This is a genomic window from Cyanobium sp. BA5m-21 (assembly GCF_024346235.1).
GTDB classification, from domain to species: Bacteria; Cyanobacteriota; Cyanobacteriia; order PCC-6307; family Cyanobiaceae; genus Cyanobium_A; species Cyanobium_A usitatum.
Genome location: NZ_JAGQCO010000007.1, coordinates 26,881 through 41,912 on the forward strand (window position 1 = coordinate 26,881; position 15,032 = coordinate 41,912).

Genomic DNA, 15,032 nt, shown 5'->3' on the forward strand with positions numbered 1-15,032 from the left:
TCAGATTAAGGGCCGAAGAAATCAAGGGGCAATGGACCCCAGGTGTCTTCCGCAGCCGTATCTGCTGAACAGTGACCGCTGATCAATAGTCCCTCTCCTAGACCGGTTTCAGCGCGCACCTGAAAGCGACCGCTGTTCTGGTTGGCCTTGAGGAAGACCGGACCCTCGATCGAATCGAGGGCAACACCGGCGGGATCTAGCTGCAATTGCGACCAGCCCAGAGCCATCTCAACCTGACGCAGACAGGTCACCGCAGCCGCTGCAGAGGCTGCCATCACTCCCGCCGTGAACCAGTCGCAGCGAGCCAGCAGCGGCTCAAGCTCTGCCCGCAGCTCCGAGAGCGCTGCGGGGTCGAGCGACGGAGCAGTGCGCAGCCCCCGCAGGGATGCCAGGCCCTGACTCACTTGATGTACTCCTTGAGCACGCCGTTGCGGTTGGGGTGGCGCAGCTTGCGCAGGGCCTTGGCTTCAATTTGACGAATGCGCTCCCTGGTGACATCAAAAATCTGGCCGATCTCCTCAAGGGTCTTCATGCGGCCGTCATCTAGGCCGTAGCGCAGACGCAGCACGTCACGCTCCCTGGGGCTGAGGGTGGCCAGCACGCCCTCGAGGTCCTCTCGCAGCAGGTTCTTGGCCACATCCTGCTCAGGGTTTTCAATATCGGCCTCGATGAAGTCACCGAGCCGGGAATCCTCCTCTTTGCCGATCGGCGTCTCCAGGGAGATGGGCAGCTGGGCGCTTTTGGCGATGAAACGCAGCTTCTCGATGGTCATTTCCATCGATTCGGCAATTTCCTCTTCGGTGGGCTTGCGGCCGAATTCCTGGGAGAGGGTCTTAGTGGTCTTCTTGATCCGGGAAATGGTTTCGTATAGGTGCACCGGAAGGCGGATAGTGCGTGACTGATCAGCGATAGCGCGGGTGATCGCCTGACGAATCCACCAGGTGGCGTAGGTGGAAAATTTATATCCCTTTTCGTGGTCGAATTTTTCGGCAGCCCGGATCAAGCCGAGGGAACCCTCCTGAATCAGGTCCTGGAAGCTCAGGCCCCGGTTCATATATTTCTTTGCGATCGAAACCACCAGGCGCAGGTTTGACTGCACCATCTTTTCCTTGGCTCGGCGGCCAAGCATCAGGCGCCGGCGGAACTTGATGGAGGGCATCTCCACCAATGCCGCCCATTCCTTGTTGTCGGGCTGGCGGCCGTGATCGGCCTCAAACTGAGCGGCGATCTCCTCGAGCTGGAGCAGATCGGCGATCTTGCGGGCCAGCTCGATCTCCTCATCGGGCCGGAGTAGGCGGATACGGCCGATCTCCTGGAGGTAAACCCGAATGGAGTCTTCGGTGTAGACACCTTTAGGCCCCACCTTGATGCTGGCGAGGGCCTTGGCGGCCTTCTCGTCCTTCTCGGCAGAGCTGCCGGATGGGCCTAGATCATCGGAATCGTCTAGCTCAGCGGTATCGACTGGAGCCTCAGTTTTGGCCTTGGCCGCTGGGGGTTTAGGCGCTGAGGATTTGCTCGCGGCCGGCTTTGCCTTGGTAGCAGCCTTTGCCTTGGTAGCAGCAGTTGCTTTAGAAGCAGACGGGGCTTTGGTGGCAGTCTTTGCTTTGGGAGCAGCCGTTCCCTTGGAAGCAGCCGGGGTCTTGGCAGCAGCCGGGGCTTTGGCAGCGGCTTTTGCTTTTGGCGCAGCCTTTGACTTAGGTGCAGCCTTCTTGGGCGTTACTTGCACCTCTTCACCGGCCGCCGTGGCCACCATCAAGATTTCAGGGGATGCTTTCGGCTGGGCAGCAGCAGGGCTCATAGGTAACAAAAACGAAACAACAAAACAAATGGGCGGAAACGCATCGCCTGAAATCGGGTCTAGAGATCTTCTGCCTGCAATCGGCAGAAATTGTTTCAGCTACGCCGGGATTAGCCGTAGGAGCTGGTGCAAGACCACGAAAACGGGAACGAAACCTCTGAACGGTGGTAGTCGGCAAAGAAAGTCGAGCGACCCGGCAAAAAGCAAGGGGTCGGTGGCCGAGGCCTGGACAGGTTGGCCGAGGCCTGGACAGGGCTGACAGGGGTGGTCGCAGACCGGGAGGCCGAATGGTGGGAGGCTGGCTCCCGGGGTCTCACTTCAGGTCTTCCCGCTGGACGGAAATCTGCTTAGTTCCGACGGCAGTCCTTGAACTGCCCAACATCCACATCCTAAGAATGGGTTGTGACCTTTGCAAGCTTGTCGACCCCCTGGCTGCAGATCTGGCTCGAAGCCGGGCGCGAAGGCCAGGTATTCACCTACGCCAACTCGCCAGAAACCCCAGCCGGGATTGGGGATTTGGTGCGGGTGAGGCTGCAGGGACGCCCGCACACCGGCTTGGTGGTGGGCTGGCTTGATCAATTACCCGGCAGTCTCAGCAGCAAGCGAATACAGCCGATCCTGGAGATTTGGCAGCGGGCTGCCGTAGATCCCGATTGGCAAAACTTAATGACAAGCGTGGCGGCGGAGTGCCACACGAGCCTCTTCAAAACTCTGAAAAGTGCCCTGCCACCGGGCTGGCTTGGCCAGCGCAACCAGGGGCCAAGCAGGCCAAGCCGCGCAATCTGGCTGGTGGAGCGCTCCGATGCAGCACTCCTCAGCCAGCCCCTCACCGAGCGGCAGCAACAACTGCTTGAGCACCTTGGGCGCCATAGCGGGCCAGTGCCCCTGAGGGATCTTTGTGGTGAGGCTGGCTTCAGTCGCGCCGTCCTCAAGGGCCTGGAGGCTCGGGGCCTGGTGCAGCGCCTTCAGGCTCCCCCCGAGGGCAGTGGAGCTGGCCTGGCACCGGCTCACTGGCCTGCCCTGACGGAGGCCCAGGCCGCTGCAGTCGAGGCCCTTTCCGGTGCCCCAGCGGGCGCGGAATTTTTGCTCTGGGGTGTAACAGGCGCCGGCAAAACTGAGGTGTATCTGCGAGCGGCAGCTCAAGCTCTGGAGCTGGGGCAGGCCATCCTCTTACTCACCCCGGAGATTGGCCTAATTCCCCAGTTGCTCGACCGGGCACGGGAACGCTTCGGCTGCCGGGTGGTCGAGTTCCACAGCGGCCTTTCCGATGGAGCCCGGGTGGCGGCCTGGCGTCGCTGCCTGGAACCAGAAGCGGTGGTCGTGGTGGGTACCCGCTCAGCGATCTTTCTGCCCATGCCCAGGCTGGGCCTGATCGTGCTCGATGAGGAACACGACAGCTCCTACAAGCAGGACAGCCCGATGCCCTGCTACCACGCCCGCGACGTAGCCCGCCTAAGGGCCCGGCACAGCGGGGCGCGGCTGGTGCTCGGCAGTGCCACCCCCTCCCTCGAGAGTTGGCTGAGCTGTCAATCCCCCCAACCAGCCAGCCGCCTCCTACGACTGCCGGAGCGGATTGGTTCGCGGCCCCTGCCTGCCGTACGGGTGATCGACATGCGCCACGAGCTCGCGGACGGCCACCGTCGCTTGATCAGCCGGGCCCTGATGGGGCGCTTAGAGCAGCTGCAGGAGAAGGGCGAACAGGCAGTGGTGCTGGTGCCCCGACGGGGCTATCGAGCATTCCTGAGCTGTCGCAGCTGCGGCGAAGCGGTGCTCTGCCCCCACTGCGATGTATCCCTAACCGTGCACCGCTCCAAAGGGGGCCAGGAATGGCTGCGCTGCCACTGGTGCGACCACCGCGCCGAGATGGGCAATCGCTGCGGCCACTGTGGCTCCACGGCCTTCAAGCCCTTTGGCGCGGGCACCCAGCGGGTGATGGAACAGCTGGCAACCGAGCTTGAAGGGTTGCGCCTGCTGCGCTTTGACCGTGACACCACCCGGGGCCGCGACGGCCACCGCCGCCTGCTCGATCGCTTCGCCCAAGGGGAAGCCGACGTATTGGTAGGCACCCAGATGCTGGCCAAAGGCATGGACCTACCCCGGGTCACGCTCGCGGCGGTTTTGGCGGCAGACGGTCTGTTGCATCGCCCCGATCTGCGCTCCTCCGAGCAGTGCCTGCAATTGCTGTTGCAATTAGCGGGCCGGGCGGGACGCGGCGAAAAACCGGGCGAGGTGCTGGTGCAGACCTACAGCCCCGAACACCCGGTGATTCGCCACCTGGTGGATGGGCGCTACGAGCTGTTTTTGGCCGAGGAGAGCCAGTTGCGCCGCCAGGGTGGCCTGGTGCCCTTCAGCCGGGCCTGCCTCCTGCGTCTGAGCGGACCAAGCGCCAGCTGCACGGCAACCGCCGCCGCTGCCTTGGCCGAGAGAATCCGCAGCCAAGTGGCGGCAGCCGGCTGGCTGTTGATTGGTCCCGCCCCGGCCCCGGTAGCCCGGGTAGCGGGCAAGAGTCGCTGGCAGCTGTTGCTGCATGGTCCCGCCGCCCAGCCCCTGCCCTTGCCGACTGAAAGCCTGCTGCGGGAGGGGCTGCCTGCGGGGGTGGGTCTGGCGATCGACCCCGACCCCCTCTGCCTTTGAGCACCGCTCTCAAGCCGGTAGTTCCGGCAGGCCGAAGCCCAGCAGTCGCCGCAGGCGCTCCAGGGCCAGCACCAGCACTAGGGCAAGGGCAATCAGGGCGCCGCCAATACCAAGACCACTCCAGCGCCAGCAGCTGAGCTGCAGGGTGTTGCTGGCGCCAAATCGCAGGGGCCAGTGCAGGGCAGCTCGTCCAGAAATCGTCGCAGCGGGCTCGGGACTGGCCAGGCGGACAGCCGCAGGGGTCACAGGGGCCAGGTCGATGGCGGCGCTGAAACCCGGCAGAGCGGTGAGCCCACGCAGGTCCACAGTCAGTTCAAGGCTTTGGCGCACCCCCAGCAGCCAATTGCGCTCCCGCAGCTGGAAGTGGGGCGGCTGCAGGGCCACACCGGCCAGATCCGCTGCCGCGCTGAGGTTTGCTGCCAGCAGGGCAAGGGCCTCGGGCGCTGGCAGCACCGGGCTCTCCAGTCGCTGGTGAAAGCCGTCAGCGCCAGCAGATGGCTTGGGCTGCTTGGCCGGGTGAAATCCCTGGGTCAGCAGGGTGCGGCCAAACTGACGGGCCCAGGGCTCGGGTTGGGTGCCGGGGCTCGATAGGCCATGGGCGATCTGCAGCCGGCCCGGCCCCTTGAAGGTCAACTCGCTGCGCACCTCGGTGCAGCCGCCGAGCAGCAGCGTCAGCAGCAACAGCAAAACTGCCAGCACAGCGAAGCCCACTGGAGCCCTGGTTGGCCCCACCGGTGGCGGTGGCGGCGGTGGTGGTTTGTTGGAGCGGCGGCCGCGGGCAAGCTGCTGCATCTGGCCGCCCATGGCCTCTGCTGTGCCCAGATCGGGCAGGGTGATCGACCAATCGCGGGGGCGCTCGAGGGCCGGTGCCTCCAGCACGGTGAGTAGGTCTATGGCCTGAGCCCGCAGGCTGGCATCACGGCAGCGCTTGATCAGCCGGCAACACAGGATCGCCCGGCCGTTGTCGCCCCGCCCCATCCAGGCGGTGGCGAGCAGCAGCTGAATCTCAGCTCCGGTGGCGGTAGCAGCAGGATGCTCTCTGGTGAGGGGATCCAATAGGCGTACAACCTGGCCGTAATCGCCCCGCTCGAGGGCTGCACGGGCTGCAGCCAGCAGGTCTTCAGCCATGGCCGCCGCGCTGGCTGCCCACCACCATGGTGCCAATCCCCGAATCGGTGAAAACCTCCAGCAACAGGGCGTGGGGCACCCGGCCATCAACGATGTGGGCCGCCGCCACTCCCTGGGCCAGGGCCCGGATGCAGCATTCGGTCTTCGGGGTCATGCCGCCTGCCACCACACCCTCATGGATTAATTGGCGTGCGTCCGCCAGGGTCAGCTGACGAATTAGGGAGTCAGGATCGTGGCGATCCTTCAAAACCCCTGCCGTGTCTGTGAGCAGGATCAGTTTCTCGGCCTGTAAAGCCGCGGCCAGTTCACCGGCCACGGTATCGGCATTGATGTTGTGGGCCTGGCCCTCAGCGTCGGCGGCCACGCTTGAGATCACCGGGATGTAGCCGGCATCGAGCAGGGGAAAAAGCACTGCCGGATCTACTGCCGCCACCTCTCCCACCAGCCCATTAACCCCATCGGCGTAGGTGCGGGCTCGCACCAAGGAGCCATCACTGCCGCAAAGTCCCACGGCCCGGCCACCCACCTGATTGAGGCCGTTAACGATGTTTTTGTTGACCCGGCCCACCAGCACCATCTCCACAACGTCCATGGTTTCCGGAGTGGTGACCCGCAAACCGTCACGGAATTCGGGCTCTATTTGGAGGCGATTCAGCCAGTCATTGATCTCCGGACCGCCGCCATGAACCACCACTGGCTGCACCCCCACCGAGGCCAGCAGCACCACATCGCGGTAGACAGCGTCGCGAAGCTCCGCTTGCACCATCGCCGCGCCGCCGTACTTGACCACCACCCTGCGGCCCGCAAAGCGTTGGATGTATGGAAGGGCCTCACTTAGGACCGACACCCTCAGGGTGTCCTGGCTGCTGATCAAGGTTTCGCTTGCCGATGGGGCAGATGGATTAAGCGGTCTTAGCTAGCGCTGGGCTCGGGCACCAGAGCGAGGCTGAATTCATCGCGGCGCTCTGGCTTGATGTCGGCACTCAAACCGGTGCCAAAGAAGCGGCCAAGCCGATCAGCGCGGGCCTGCCAGCGATCTAGGGGCACCCCTTCGCAGCGAAAGCGCAGGCGCAAGCCATAGCGGCCATCGCAGTCGAGCTCCTCAACACTCAGCAGCTGGGGCGGAGCGTCCTCGTCCCAGAGCTTGAGCACCTCCAGAGAGCTCTCCAGATGGGCTTTCTGTCCGTAGCGCCAGCGATCTACATCGGCCAGCAGCTTGCGCAGGGGCTCGCTCTCCGGCAGGTCCCGCAATTGCTTGAAACGGGAGGCCGGCGTTAGTCGCTTAGGTGGAGGCAGCTCAGAGGATTTCAAGGCCAACCCACCCAACAGGATCGGAATGCCGTAGAAAATCGTGGGCAGGCTGAGATTGGGGATATCGGTGGCGTAGGCGATCGTGCCGATCACCGTGAGCACAGCCCCCGCGATGGTCACGAGGCTGCCTGGTGAGAGAAGTGCTTGCATACAGCCATCTTCCTTTATGCCCATGGCGGATGCGACCACCAGCCGGCCCAGCGAAACCGGCACCGCCGAACTGATCAGCAACCTCAAGAGCGACCGGCTTTGGTTATTGCGCCAAATTGATGCGGGTCGTTGGCCCCAATGGCGCCTGGATCTAGCAGCCTTGGAGCGGGAGCTGGGCCAGCTGCTCGATCAGTTGAGCGACTCCGATTCCAGCGCCGACGCCTAGCTCTAAACGGGATCAATCCCGCATCAAAAAGGGATGTCGTCGTCGTCAGGGAGATCAGGCACCAGCGGGGAGGTATTCCAGGTTGGGGGCTGGGCACCCGCCGGCGCGGCTGGAGCCGGGGTGGAAGGGGGAGCCGCTGTTGGGGCACGGCGCTGGGGCGCAGGCGCAGTAGCGGCAGCTGGATTGACAGCAGGACTGCTGGTGGCGCCAGGACCCATGCCGTGCAGCCGGGCCAGGGTGAATTCAGCGCGCTTTTCCTTGACGCCGTCCTGACGGGTGACGGTATTCATACGCAGCCGGCCCTCGAGCATCAGCCGCTGGCCAACCTGCACCCGGTTCTGGAGCTCTTGGGCCAAATTGCCCCAGCCGACCACCTTCAATTGACCCGGGGGATCATCAGGACGCAGGCCGTCTATCTGGACCGCCATCTCCGCCACCGGCGTCTGATTGTCCTGGGTGTATCGCACCTGGGGCGCTTCCAGCACCTCAACCTCGAGCAGACAGTGATTCACTCCCCGGCAACCATTGGTGGCCCCCATCCTGATGCACGGACCTGAGATTCAGCAGACCTCGCCCCGTCTGTGGCTGATCGGCGGCACCGGCGAAGGCCCCGTAGTGGCGGAGCGGCTGCTGCAGCGCGGCTGGCACCTAACCGTGAGCGTTGTTGGTGCAACAGCGGCCCTGGCCTATCGCCCCCATCCGGGGCTAACCCTGCGCGTCGGCGCCATCGATGGCGAGCAGGGGGTATGGGCAGAACTGGCCGCCGCCGAATCGGTGGGTTGGCCCTATGCGGTGGTGGTGGATGCCAGCCATCCCTTCGCCTGTCTGGTGAGTCGCCAGCTGGCCGCCGTGTGCAAGCAGCGCCGCCAACGGCTGATACGGCTGCTGCGCCCCACCCTGCCTGGAGCGGCAACGATCTTGCCGAGCCTGGAGACGCTGCGTAGTCGCTCGCTGCAGGGCCACCGCCTCCTATTGGCAATAGGTGCCCGCCAACTAAAACAGGCGCTGGCCTGCAGCCCCGGCGCCCGTCACTTCGCCCGGCTGCTGCCCAGCCCAAGGGCCCTACAGCTGGCCATGGCGGCTGGCTTGGCGGCCGATCAGGTCGCCTGCCTCCGCCCAGGCTCGGAGCTGGAGGTAGAGCGATCCCTGATTCGCCGCTGGCGCATCACCATGGTGTTGGCACGCCAGTCGGGCGGAGCTACCGAACAGCTCTGGAGGCAGCTCTGCGCTGGCCCCGGCCCCGAATTGTTGCTGATCGGCAGGCCAGCAGAGCCAGCCGGAGTAGAAGCCTTAAGCCAAACTTGCCTATTGGAGGCACTGGTGCTGCCGCAGTGAGGCTCAGCCCAGGTGCTCGGCTACTAGCTGCTTGAGCGAGCCCTGGGGCCGGGGCCCCAGCTGGGTCACGACCTGACCAGCGCAGAGGGAACCCAGCCGTCCACATTCGTCGACGGGCTGGCCCTGGGTGTAGGCGTGCAGGAAGCCAGCGGCGTAGAGATCACCCGCCCCTGTGGTGTCCAGCAAGGGACCGAGCTGGAAGGGGGCGACGCTGTGGGTGCCGGCGCCATTGAGGATTACCGATCCCTGCTCGCTGCGGGTGAGGGCTGCCAGCTTGCAGCGGCCCCGCACCTGGTCGGCAGCCTCTTCAAAACTATTGGCCTTGTAGAGGGCCGTGATCTCCATTTCGTTGGCAAACAGGATGTCGACGTGGCCGTCCACTAGCTCCTGGAAGCTTTCGCGGTGACGCTCGACGCAAAAAGCATCCGACAGGCTCAAAGCCACCTCGCCCCCATGGGCGCGGGCCACCTCGGCCGCAGTGATGAAAGCCGCCTTGGCCTCGTCGCTGTCCCAGAGGTAACCCTCTAGGTAGAGCACCTTGGCTTGGGCAACCATGTCAAGGTCGAGGTCGGCTGGATCCAGCCCCACCGAAGCGCCCAAGTATGTGCACATGGTGCGCTGGGCATCCGGAGTCACCAGGATCAGGCAACGGGCCGTGGAGGGCCCCTCCGTGGCCGCAGGGGTATCAAAGCGAGCACCAACCGAACGGATGTCGTGGGTAAAGATCCCCCCCAGCTGATCGTTGCGCACCCGACCGATAAAGCCCGCCCTGCCGCCCAGTTGGGCAACCCCGGCCAGGGTGTTGGCAGCGGAGCCACCAGAGGTTTCAAGGCCCGGTCCAACGCTGGCGTAGAGGCGCTCGGCTTGGGCTTCGTCCACTAGGGCCATGGTGCCCTTGGTGAGTTCGAAGTTGTCGATCAGGTCGTCGTTGGCTTGCACCAGCACGTCAACGATGGCGTTGCCAATGCCGACGACGTCGTAGGTCTTTTCCATGGGATCCATTAGGTACTCAGCAGGGCCCGCTTGGGACCGTGAATGGGGTCTTCCACAACGATCGTCTGATCGCGGTTAGCGCCAAGGGAAACTATGGCGATTGGTACCTCCATTAGATCGGCAAGAAAGCGCAAATAGCTCATCGCCGTTGGAGGTAATTCCTCCAGGCTGCGGCAATCTGCAGTAGAGGTTTGCCAACCCGGCAAGGTTTCAAAAATCGGCTGGCAGCGGGCGAAATCCTCAGAACTGCTGGGGAAATATTCGATGCGCTCGCCGTCGAGTTCGTAGGCAACACACACCTGGATTTCATCGAGCTCATCAAGCACATCGAGCTTGGTGATGGCCAGACAATCGAGGCCGTTCACCTCCACCGCATAGCGACCGATCACCCCGTCAAACCAACCGCAACGGCGGCGGCGGCCTGTGGTGGTACCAAACTCACCGCCCCGATCACAGAGGTGATCGTTGAGGCTGCCCTGGAGCTCGGTGGGGAAGGGACCCTCTCCTACCCGGGTCGTGTATGCCTTGGCTACCCCGATCACCCGATCGATCAAGGTGGGGCCCACCCCTGCTCCGATGCAGGCACCGCCACTTACCGGGTTTGAAGAGGTGACATAGGGATAGGTGCCGTGGTCAAGATCCAGCAGGGTGCCCTGGGCTCCCTCAAACAGGATGTTTTGGCGGGCCCGCGCAGCGCTGTGGATAGTGCGGGTGCAATCGACCACATGGGGCGCTAGCCGCTTGCCATAGCCGACGTATTCGGCCACAACCGTCTCGAAATCCAACGGCTCAAGGCCGTAGAGCTTCTCGAGGATTTCGTTCTTTTCGGCAAGGGGGCCCGCGAGGCGATCCCGTAACCGATCCCCGTCAAGAATGTCCAGGATTCGGATGCCATTGCGCTCCGATTTATCTGCGTAGGTGGGACCGATGCCCCGGCCAGTGGTGCCGATGCGGCGATCGCCGCGGCGCTGTTCCATCGCCTGATCCAACAGGCGGTGGTAAGGCATGGTGACGTGGGCCGTAGAAGCCAGCTTCAAGCCACTGATGTCGATGCTGTAGGTGGCGAGCATGTCGAGCTCCCCCAGCATCACCTTGGGGTCGACCACCGTGCCGGAGCCGATCAAGCAAATCGTGTCGGGGTAAAGGATCCCGGAGGGGATCAGGTGCAGTTTCAGCACCTTGTCGTCCACGACGATGGTGTGGCCGGCGTTCACCCCGCCTTGATACCGCACCACAACGTCGGCTGAGCGGCTGAGAAGATCCGTGATCTTGCCCTTCCCCTCGTCACCCCACTGCGCACCGATGACGACAACGTTGGCCAAGGACACAGCGGCCCGGAGCCGCTTCTGAGCACAATCCGAGAGCTTCTCAGATCGTGGGGTCTTTCGTCAAAGATGGTTGGCTTGGATCAGGGCCTTAGGCGCCGCGAGTCGCGTTGGTTTCAGCCTTCTTGAGTTCCTTGGCGATCCGCTCCTTAAGCGCCTCCGGCAGCGGGCGATTGGGATAATTGGTGTAGTGGCCAGCCATGGAGTTGATCGCCGTCTGCATGGTGGTGAAAGAGCCCAAGCCGTTCACCGAGCTGCGGGGGCGGTAGCGGGCCACGTAGCCATTGCTCAGGCTGCGAGCTTCGATCTCGGCCTCAGCGCGGGCAGGATCGTCGGCCCCTAGGGCGATGGTGCTCAGCAGGCTGTCGGCCACCGCCACAGTGTCCTCGATGTAATTACCAGAAAGACCGGTATTTGCAGAGCTACAGGCAGTTAGAGCAAGGCTGAGGCAGAGCACTAGGGCTACGGCCAAGCGTGAAAAAAGCTGCTTCAGCCGCTGGCGGAAGGAGGGAAGCACAGCGGCCATGGGAGAAATGCGAATCCCCCCATCCTAGAAGCCGCCTCAGGGGCCCTTTACGCAGGCAGGCCCATGCGCTGGCTTACCAAGCAGGGCAGCAGGGTCTCAAGCAGCTCAATGGCCGGCAGATCGCGCTTGCTGCAGCTGGAGCGCTCCACCAACTCCACCAGACCATCAGCCGCTCCGCGACCCACCACTACCCGCCAGGGAATACCAATCAGATCGGCATCCTTAAACTTCACTCCAGCCCGCTCACTGCGGTCATCCAGCAATACATCTACACCTGCTTCCTGGAGACGCAGATAGAGCTGCTCAGCCAAGCCGCTCTGCTTGGCTTCGGCCCAATTGGCCGCCACCACGATCACTTCGAAGGGCGCAATCGATACGGGCCAGCAGATGCCATTGCCATCGTGATGTTGCTCAACAGCCGCCTGGGCCAACCGGGAGACACCGATGCCGTAACAGCCCATCCACAGGGCTTCTTCCGAGCCAGCCTCATTGGTGAAACGGGCCTCAAGGGCCTCTGAATACTTGCGGCCCAGCTGGAAAATGTGTCCCACCTCAATGCCCCGACTGGCCTGGAGCTGCTGGGAGGGGTCGTGTTGGCAGCGATCACCTGGTTGGGCGGCCCGCAGATCAAGGCTCTCAGGGCAGGGGCAGAGGGAGCCCCAAGCCGCGCCTACTAGGTGGATATCGGTGCTGTTGGCACCACACACAAAGGAACTGAGCTCAGCAGCTGTTCTGTCAGCTAGTCGCAAGAAGTGCTTGCTCCAGTGACTGGAATTGCTCAGCAGCCCATCGGCTAAGTGGGGACCCATAAAGCCAAAGGGCAAGGGCAGCAGCCCTTCGCTGGCCGCGGCCTCCCTAGTAATTGGGGAAATGTCCAATAGCGCTCCATGCTCCGCTGAGCAGCGGGCCGTTACTGCATTGGCCAGCTTGACTTCGTTGAGTTGTTGATCGCCCCGCAGGCTCACCAGCAGGGGCTGGCCGCTTTGATCTTCAAAGCGGGCTAGCAACATCAACACCTTTACGGTCTGACAGGGCTCAATGCCATGGCCGGCGCAGAGATCTTCGATGCTGCTTTGTCCAGGGGTGGCAAAAGGTTCACCCTTACCGCCAGCCCGCGGTCCCCCCGGTAGGGAAATTGGGTCAGCGGCTAACGAAACAGCCCGCTCCTGGTTGGCGGCGTAGGCCCCATCGGAACTGGCCAAAATCAAATCCTCACCTGCCTCAGCCGTAACCATGAATTCCTGGCTGGCCGAGCCACCAATCGCACCGCTGTCTGCCTCCACCGCGACAGCTCGCAAACCACAACGGGCAAAGATGCGTCTGTAGGCGCCATCCATAGCGGCGTAGGTTTGCCGCAAGGACTCCTCATTGGCATGGAAGGAGTAAGCATCTTTCATGATGAATTCGCGACCACGCATTAAGCCGAAGCGGGGACGAATCTCATCGCGAAATTTGCTCTGTATCTGATATAAATTGACGGGCAACTGCCTGTAAGAACGCAACAGATCGGTGGCCAGATATGTGATCACCTCCTCATGGGTAGGCCCCAGCCCCAACTCACGCCCCTGGCGATCCTCGAGGTGGAACATGATGCCCTCCCCTGCGGTGTAGCCGGCCCAACGGCCGCTGCGCTGCCACAACTCCGCCGGCTGAAGTTGGGGCAACAGGGTTTCAAGGGCTCCGGTGCCGTCCATCTCCTCACGCACCACCCGGGAAACCTTCTGGAGCACCCGCCACATCAAGGGGAGATAGGCGTAAATGCCCGAGGCAACCCGGCGGATGTAGCCGGCGCGAAGCAGCAGCTTGTGAGAGGGAATCTCAGCCTCCGACGGATCGTCGCGGAGCGTCACCAGCATCAGGCGGGAGACGCGCATGGCAGGAGCTTTCGATGAGGGCGGAACCTATCACCGACACCCAGCCAGGGGAGCCTGTATGGGGGTGACCACCGCTGGTGATTACGTGCAAAACCCCTGCTATGGTCTCGATCTGATCCCGTTAGTCCAAAAGCCGTCTCATGCCACCCCAGCCCAGTTCTGCAAATGGATTGGGGGCAATCGGCCTACCTGCTGGGCTTGTTGCCCAGGCCGAAACCGCAGATGCTGGATCCGCCGAGATCGCTGAAGGCCTAATCGGTATTGATGAGGTCCAAAGGGCTCTCAACCGTTCTCGGGCGTCTGTATACCGCTATACAAATACTGATCCCCGCAACCTCAATCCGCCTTTCAACCCGCGCAAGTTGAATCCGGAATACCGCAGCGATCAAAAGGATCCGCTGATGTTCCACCCCAACGAGGTGGCCCGTTTTGCCCGCGACGTGCTGCGGATCAAGGAAGTAACGGTTGAGGTACTCAACTCACCCTCCACTGCCACCCAACAATTGTTGGGTTCGATCCTCGAAGAACTGCGATCCATCCGATTGCGCTTAGACCATCTCGATGGTCGCCCTACAGACCTGAGTGCCCGCCGTGATCAACACGATCAAGGCTCCCGCCCTGCCGCCTAAAATATTTGCCTTACTAGTTGACCGGTCTTGCAAGTTGCACGGTTCAGTCTTGCTAGTTGCACGAGTCAATAATTGTTCAATCCCCAATTTCTGAGCCACAGTGCCAGAATTGAAGAAGTCCCTTTGATTTTCTGAGTGGAATCGGTGCCTTATGCGCCCTTTCCCATTGCTATGGATTCAGTTCCCCGAGATTCCCAACCCTCTTCCATCCCCTATCTAGCCGAAGCGACCGCGCCAGAACGCGATCTTGATGAGCAGGGTGAAGATCCATTCAGTACGGGCCCCCAAGCCCTTTCAGGCCTGCTGGGAAGCCTGATCGCCCTGGCCACGGCGGTGGTGCCGCTAGCCATGGTTGTCGCTGGAAGACCCTTCAGCTATTCGGCCCCGAGCTTCGAGGGCTCAGGGGCGGCGCTGCAGCAGAAAGCCCTCATAGCCGAGAGCCTGAAAAATCCTGGCCGGATCTCCAAAGCCAGCCGCGTTGACGAGAGCCGTTAGCCGCGCTTCCCCAATCGGGTGGAGGCCTTGGGTAAGAGGAGCGAGATCGTGAGGATCAGCGTTGAGGCCACTAGCCCGTTGGAAACCCATCCAGGCTGCCTCCACCTGGCTTTGCAGGGTTGATCGCTCCGGCGCCATCAAATCAACCAGCACGAGTTGGCCACCAGGCTCAAGGCTGCGGGCAAGGGCCGTAAGGAATGCAAGCTTGCTGCCATCGTCTGGCAAGGACTGCAAAACCAGCACGGAAAGGGCGCCAGCAAAACATCCGTCGGCGTTGAGGTCCTCGACCGTGGTTTGACGCCAGCTGATCGACTCGACACCCAGTCGCTGTTGGGAAGCGGCGAGCATCTCAGCGGAGGGATCGATTGCGGTGAGCTGCCAGTCCGGGCGCTGGGCCCTTGCCTCCACCAGCTCTGCTCCGGTGCCGCAGCCCGCCACCAACACAGCTGCACCAGAGCTGCTGGCCCGGGGCGAGGCAGCGAGCAAAGCAACCGCCAGGCGAGCCAGGCTGGCGTATCCCGGAATCAGCTGCTGGACTATCAGGTCATAACCAAGAGGCAGGTCATAACCAAGAGGCAGGTCGTAACCGAGGGGCGTTGACACAACTC

15 protein-coding genes are annotated in these 15,032 nt (G+C 62.8%); 4 read left to right on the top strand and 11 right to left on the bottom strand.

Features of this window, described 5'->3' with window-relative positions; genetic code table 11:
• Nucleotides 1-5 precede the first annotated feature (5 nt).
• Nucleotides 6-404: a DUF1824 family protein gene (locus KBY72_RS03590; RefSeq protein ID WP_254960927.1), complete on the bottom strand. Its 399-nt coding sequence runs from the start codon at nucleotides 402-404 to the stop codon at nucleotides 6-8.
• Complete coding sequence (rpoD, locus tag KBY72_RS03595; protein WP_254960928.1) at nucleotides 401-1,798, bottom strand: RNA polymerase sigma factor RpoD; 1,398 nt, start codon at nucleotides 1,796-1,798, stop codon at nucleotides 401-403. The genes KBY72_RS03590 and rpoD overlap by 4 nt, the downstream gene beginning before the upstream one ends.
• A gap of 417 nt (nucleotides 1,799-2,215) precedes the next feature.
• Between rpoD and priA the strand changes: the two genes are divergently transcribed.
• Entirely contained in the window at nucleotides 2,216-4,432 is a 2,217-nt protein-coding gene (priA, locus tag KBY72_RS03600) for a primosomal protein N' (protein WP_254960929.1), read from the top strand.
• A 9-nt stretch (nucleotides 4,433-4,441) separates the two neighbouring features.
• Here the strand turns inward: priA and KBY72_RS03605 are convergent, their stop codons facing one another.
• The 3 genes from KBY72_RS03605 to KBY72_RS03615 are packed head-to-tail and all read right to left on the bottom strand — an operon-like array spanning nucleotide 4,442 to nucleotide 7,021.
• Nucleotides 4,442-5,560 (bottom strand): DUF3153 domain-containing protein, encoded by a 1,119-nt coding sequence (locus tag KBY72_RS03605; RefSeq protein ID WP_254960930.1) that lies wholly within the window; start codon nucleotides 5,558-5,560, stop codon nucleotides 4,442-4,444.
• On the bottom strand, nucleotides 5,553-6,431 hold the full coding sequence (argB, locus tag KBY72_RS03610) for an acetylglutamate kinase (RefSeq protein WP_254960958.1): 879 nt from the start codon (nucleotides 6,429-6,431) through the stop codon (nucleotides 5,553-5,555). The genes KBY72_RS03605 and argB overlap by 8 nt, the downstream gene beginning before the upstream one ends.
• Before the next feature lie 41 nt (nucleotides 6,432-6,472).
• Nucleotides 6,473-7,021, bottom strand: coding sequence for a DUF2854 domain-containing protein (locus KBY72_RS03615; RefSeq protein WP_254993090.1), 549 nt, complete (start codon nucleotides 7,019-7,021; stop codon nucleotides 6,473-6,475).
• A 22-nt stretch (nucleotides 7,022-7,043) separates the two neighbouring features.
• Here KBY72_RS03615 and KBY72_RS03620 point away from each other — a divergent pair, with 22 nt between their 5' ends.
• The gene (locus tag KBY72_RS03620) at nucleotides 7,044-7,247 is read left to right on the top strand and encodes a hypothetical protein (RefSeq protein ID WP_254960932.1); all 204 of its coding nucleotides are present in this window, start codon (nucleotides 7,044-7,046) and stop codon (nucleotides 7,245-7,247) included.
• 23 nt (nucleotides 7,248-7,270) lie between these two features.
• Here the strand turns inward: KBY72_RS03620 and KBY72_RS03625 are convergent, their stop codons facing one another.
• The gene (locus KBY72_RS03625) at nucleotides 7,271-7,759 is read right to left on the bottom strand and encodes a single-stranded DNA-binding protein (protein ID WP_254960933.1); all 489 of its coding nucleotides are present in this window, start codon (nucleotides 7,757-7,759) and stop codon (nucleotides 7,271-7,273) included.
• A 16-nt stretch (nucleotides 7,760-7,775) separates the two neighbouring features.
• Here KBY72_RS03625 and KBY72_RS03630 point away from each other — a divergent pair, with 16 nt between their 5' ends.
• Nucleotides 7,776-8,582: a precorrin-6A/cobalt-precorrin-6A reductase gene (locus KBY72_RS03630; protein ID WP_254993092.1), complete on the top strand. Its 807-nt coding sequence runs from the start codon at nucleotides 7,776-7,778 to the stop codon at nucleotides 8,580-8,582.
• 3 nt (nucleotides 8,583-8,585) lie between these two features.
• Here KBY72_RS03630 and KBY72_RS03635 read toward each other — a convergent pair whose 3' ends face one another.
• The 4 genes from KBY72_RS03635 to KBY72_RS03650 form a co-directional block, all read right to left on the bottom strand.
• A complete protein-coding gene (locus KBY72_RS03635) occupies nucleotides 8,586-9,584 on the bottom strand; it encodes an adenosine kinase (protein WP_254960935.1) in 999 nt (332 codons plus the stop codon).
• On the bottom strand, nucleotides 9,584-10,903 hold the full coding sequence (locus tag KBY72_RS03640; protein ID WP_193486180.1) for an adenylosuccinate synthase: 1,320 nt from the start codon (nucleotides 10,901-10,903) through the stop codon (nucleotides 9,584-9,586). Before KBY72_RS03640 ends, KBY72_RS03635 begins: the two co-directional genes overlap by 1 nt.
• A gap of 88 nt (nucleotides 10,904-10,991) precedes the next feature.
• Nucleotides 10,992-11,426: a photosystem II protein Psb27 gene (gene psb27 / locus KBY72_RS03645; RefSeq protein WP_106502435.1), complete on the bottom strand. Its 435-nt coding sequence runs from the start codon at nucleotides 11,424-11,426 to the stop codon at nucleotides 10,992-10,994.
• A 47-nt stretch (nucleotides 11,427-11,473) separates the two neighbouring features.
• Complete coding sequence (locus tag KBY72_RS03650) at nucleotides 11,474-13,300, bottom strand: proline--tRNA ligase (protein ID WP_254960936.1); 1,827 nt, start codon at nucleotides 13,298-13,300, stop codon at nucleotides 11,474-11,476.
• Nucleotides 13,301-13,440: 140 nt separating this feature from the next.
• Between KBY72_RS03650 and KBY72_RS03655 the strand changes: the two genes are divergently transcribed.
• Nucleotides 13,441-13,929 carry a hypothetical protein gene (locus KBY72_RS03655; protein ID WP_254993093.1) on the top strand — a complete coding sequence of 163 codons (489 nt, stop codon included), beginning with the start codon at nucleotides 13,441-13,443 and terminating at the stop codon, nucleotides 13,927-13,929.
• Nucleotides 13,930-14,328: 399 nt separating this feature from the next.
• On the opposite strand, the gene KBY72_RS03660 is transcribed toward KBY72_RS03655, so the two are convergent.
• Nucleotides 14,329-15,027, bottom strand: coding sequence for a class I SAM-dependent methyltransferase (locus KBY72_RS03660; protein WP_254960937.1), 699 nt, complete (start codon nucleotides 15,025-15,027; stop codon nucleotides 14,329-14,331).
• Between the last annotated feature and the right edge of the window lie 5 nt (nucleotides 15,028-15,032).

Bases quoted from the DNA above. Each gene is read 5' to 3' on its own strand.
- KBY72_RS03615 (WP_254993090.1), bottom strand. From the start codon at position 7,021: ATGCAAGCACTTCTCTCACCAGGCAGCCTCGTGACCATCGCGGGGGCT.
- KBY72_RS03620 (WP_254960932.1), top strand. From the start codon at position 7,044: ATGGCGGATGCGACCACCAGCCGGCCCAGCGAAACCGGCACCGCCGAA.
- psb27 (WP_106502435.1), bottom strand. From the start codon at position 11,426: ATGGCCGCTGTGCTTCCCTCCTTCCGCCAGCGGCTGAAGCAGCTTTTT.
- KBY72_RS03605 (WP_254960930.1), bottom strand. From the start codon at position 5,560: ATGGCTGAAGACCTGCTGGCTGCAGCCCGTGCAGCCCTCGAGCGGGGC.
- KBY72_RS03635 (WP_254960935.1), bottom strand. From the start codon at position 9,584: ATGGATCCCATGGAAAAGACCTACGACGTCGTCGGCATTGGCAACGCC.
- KBY72_RS03655 (WP_254993093.1), top strand. From the start codon at position 13,441: ATGCCACCCCAGCCCAGTTCTGCAAATGGATTGGGGGCAATCGGCCTA.
- rpoD (WP_254960928.1), bottom strand. From the start codon at position 1,798: ATGAGCCCTGCTGCTGCCCAGCCGAAAGCATCCCCTGAAATCTTGATG.
- KBY72_RS03650 (WP_254960936.1), bottom strand. From the start codon at position 13,300: ATGCGCGTCTCCCGCCTGATGCTGGTGACGCTCCGCGACGATCCGTCG.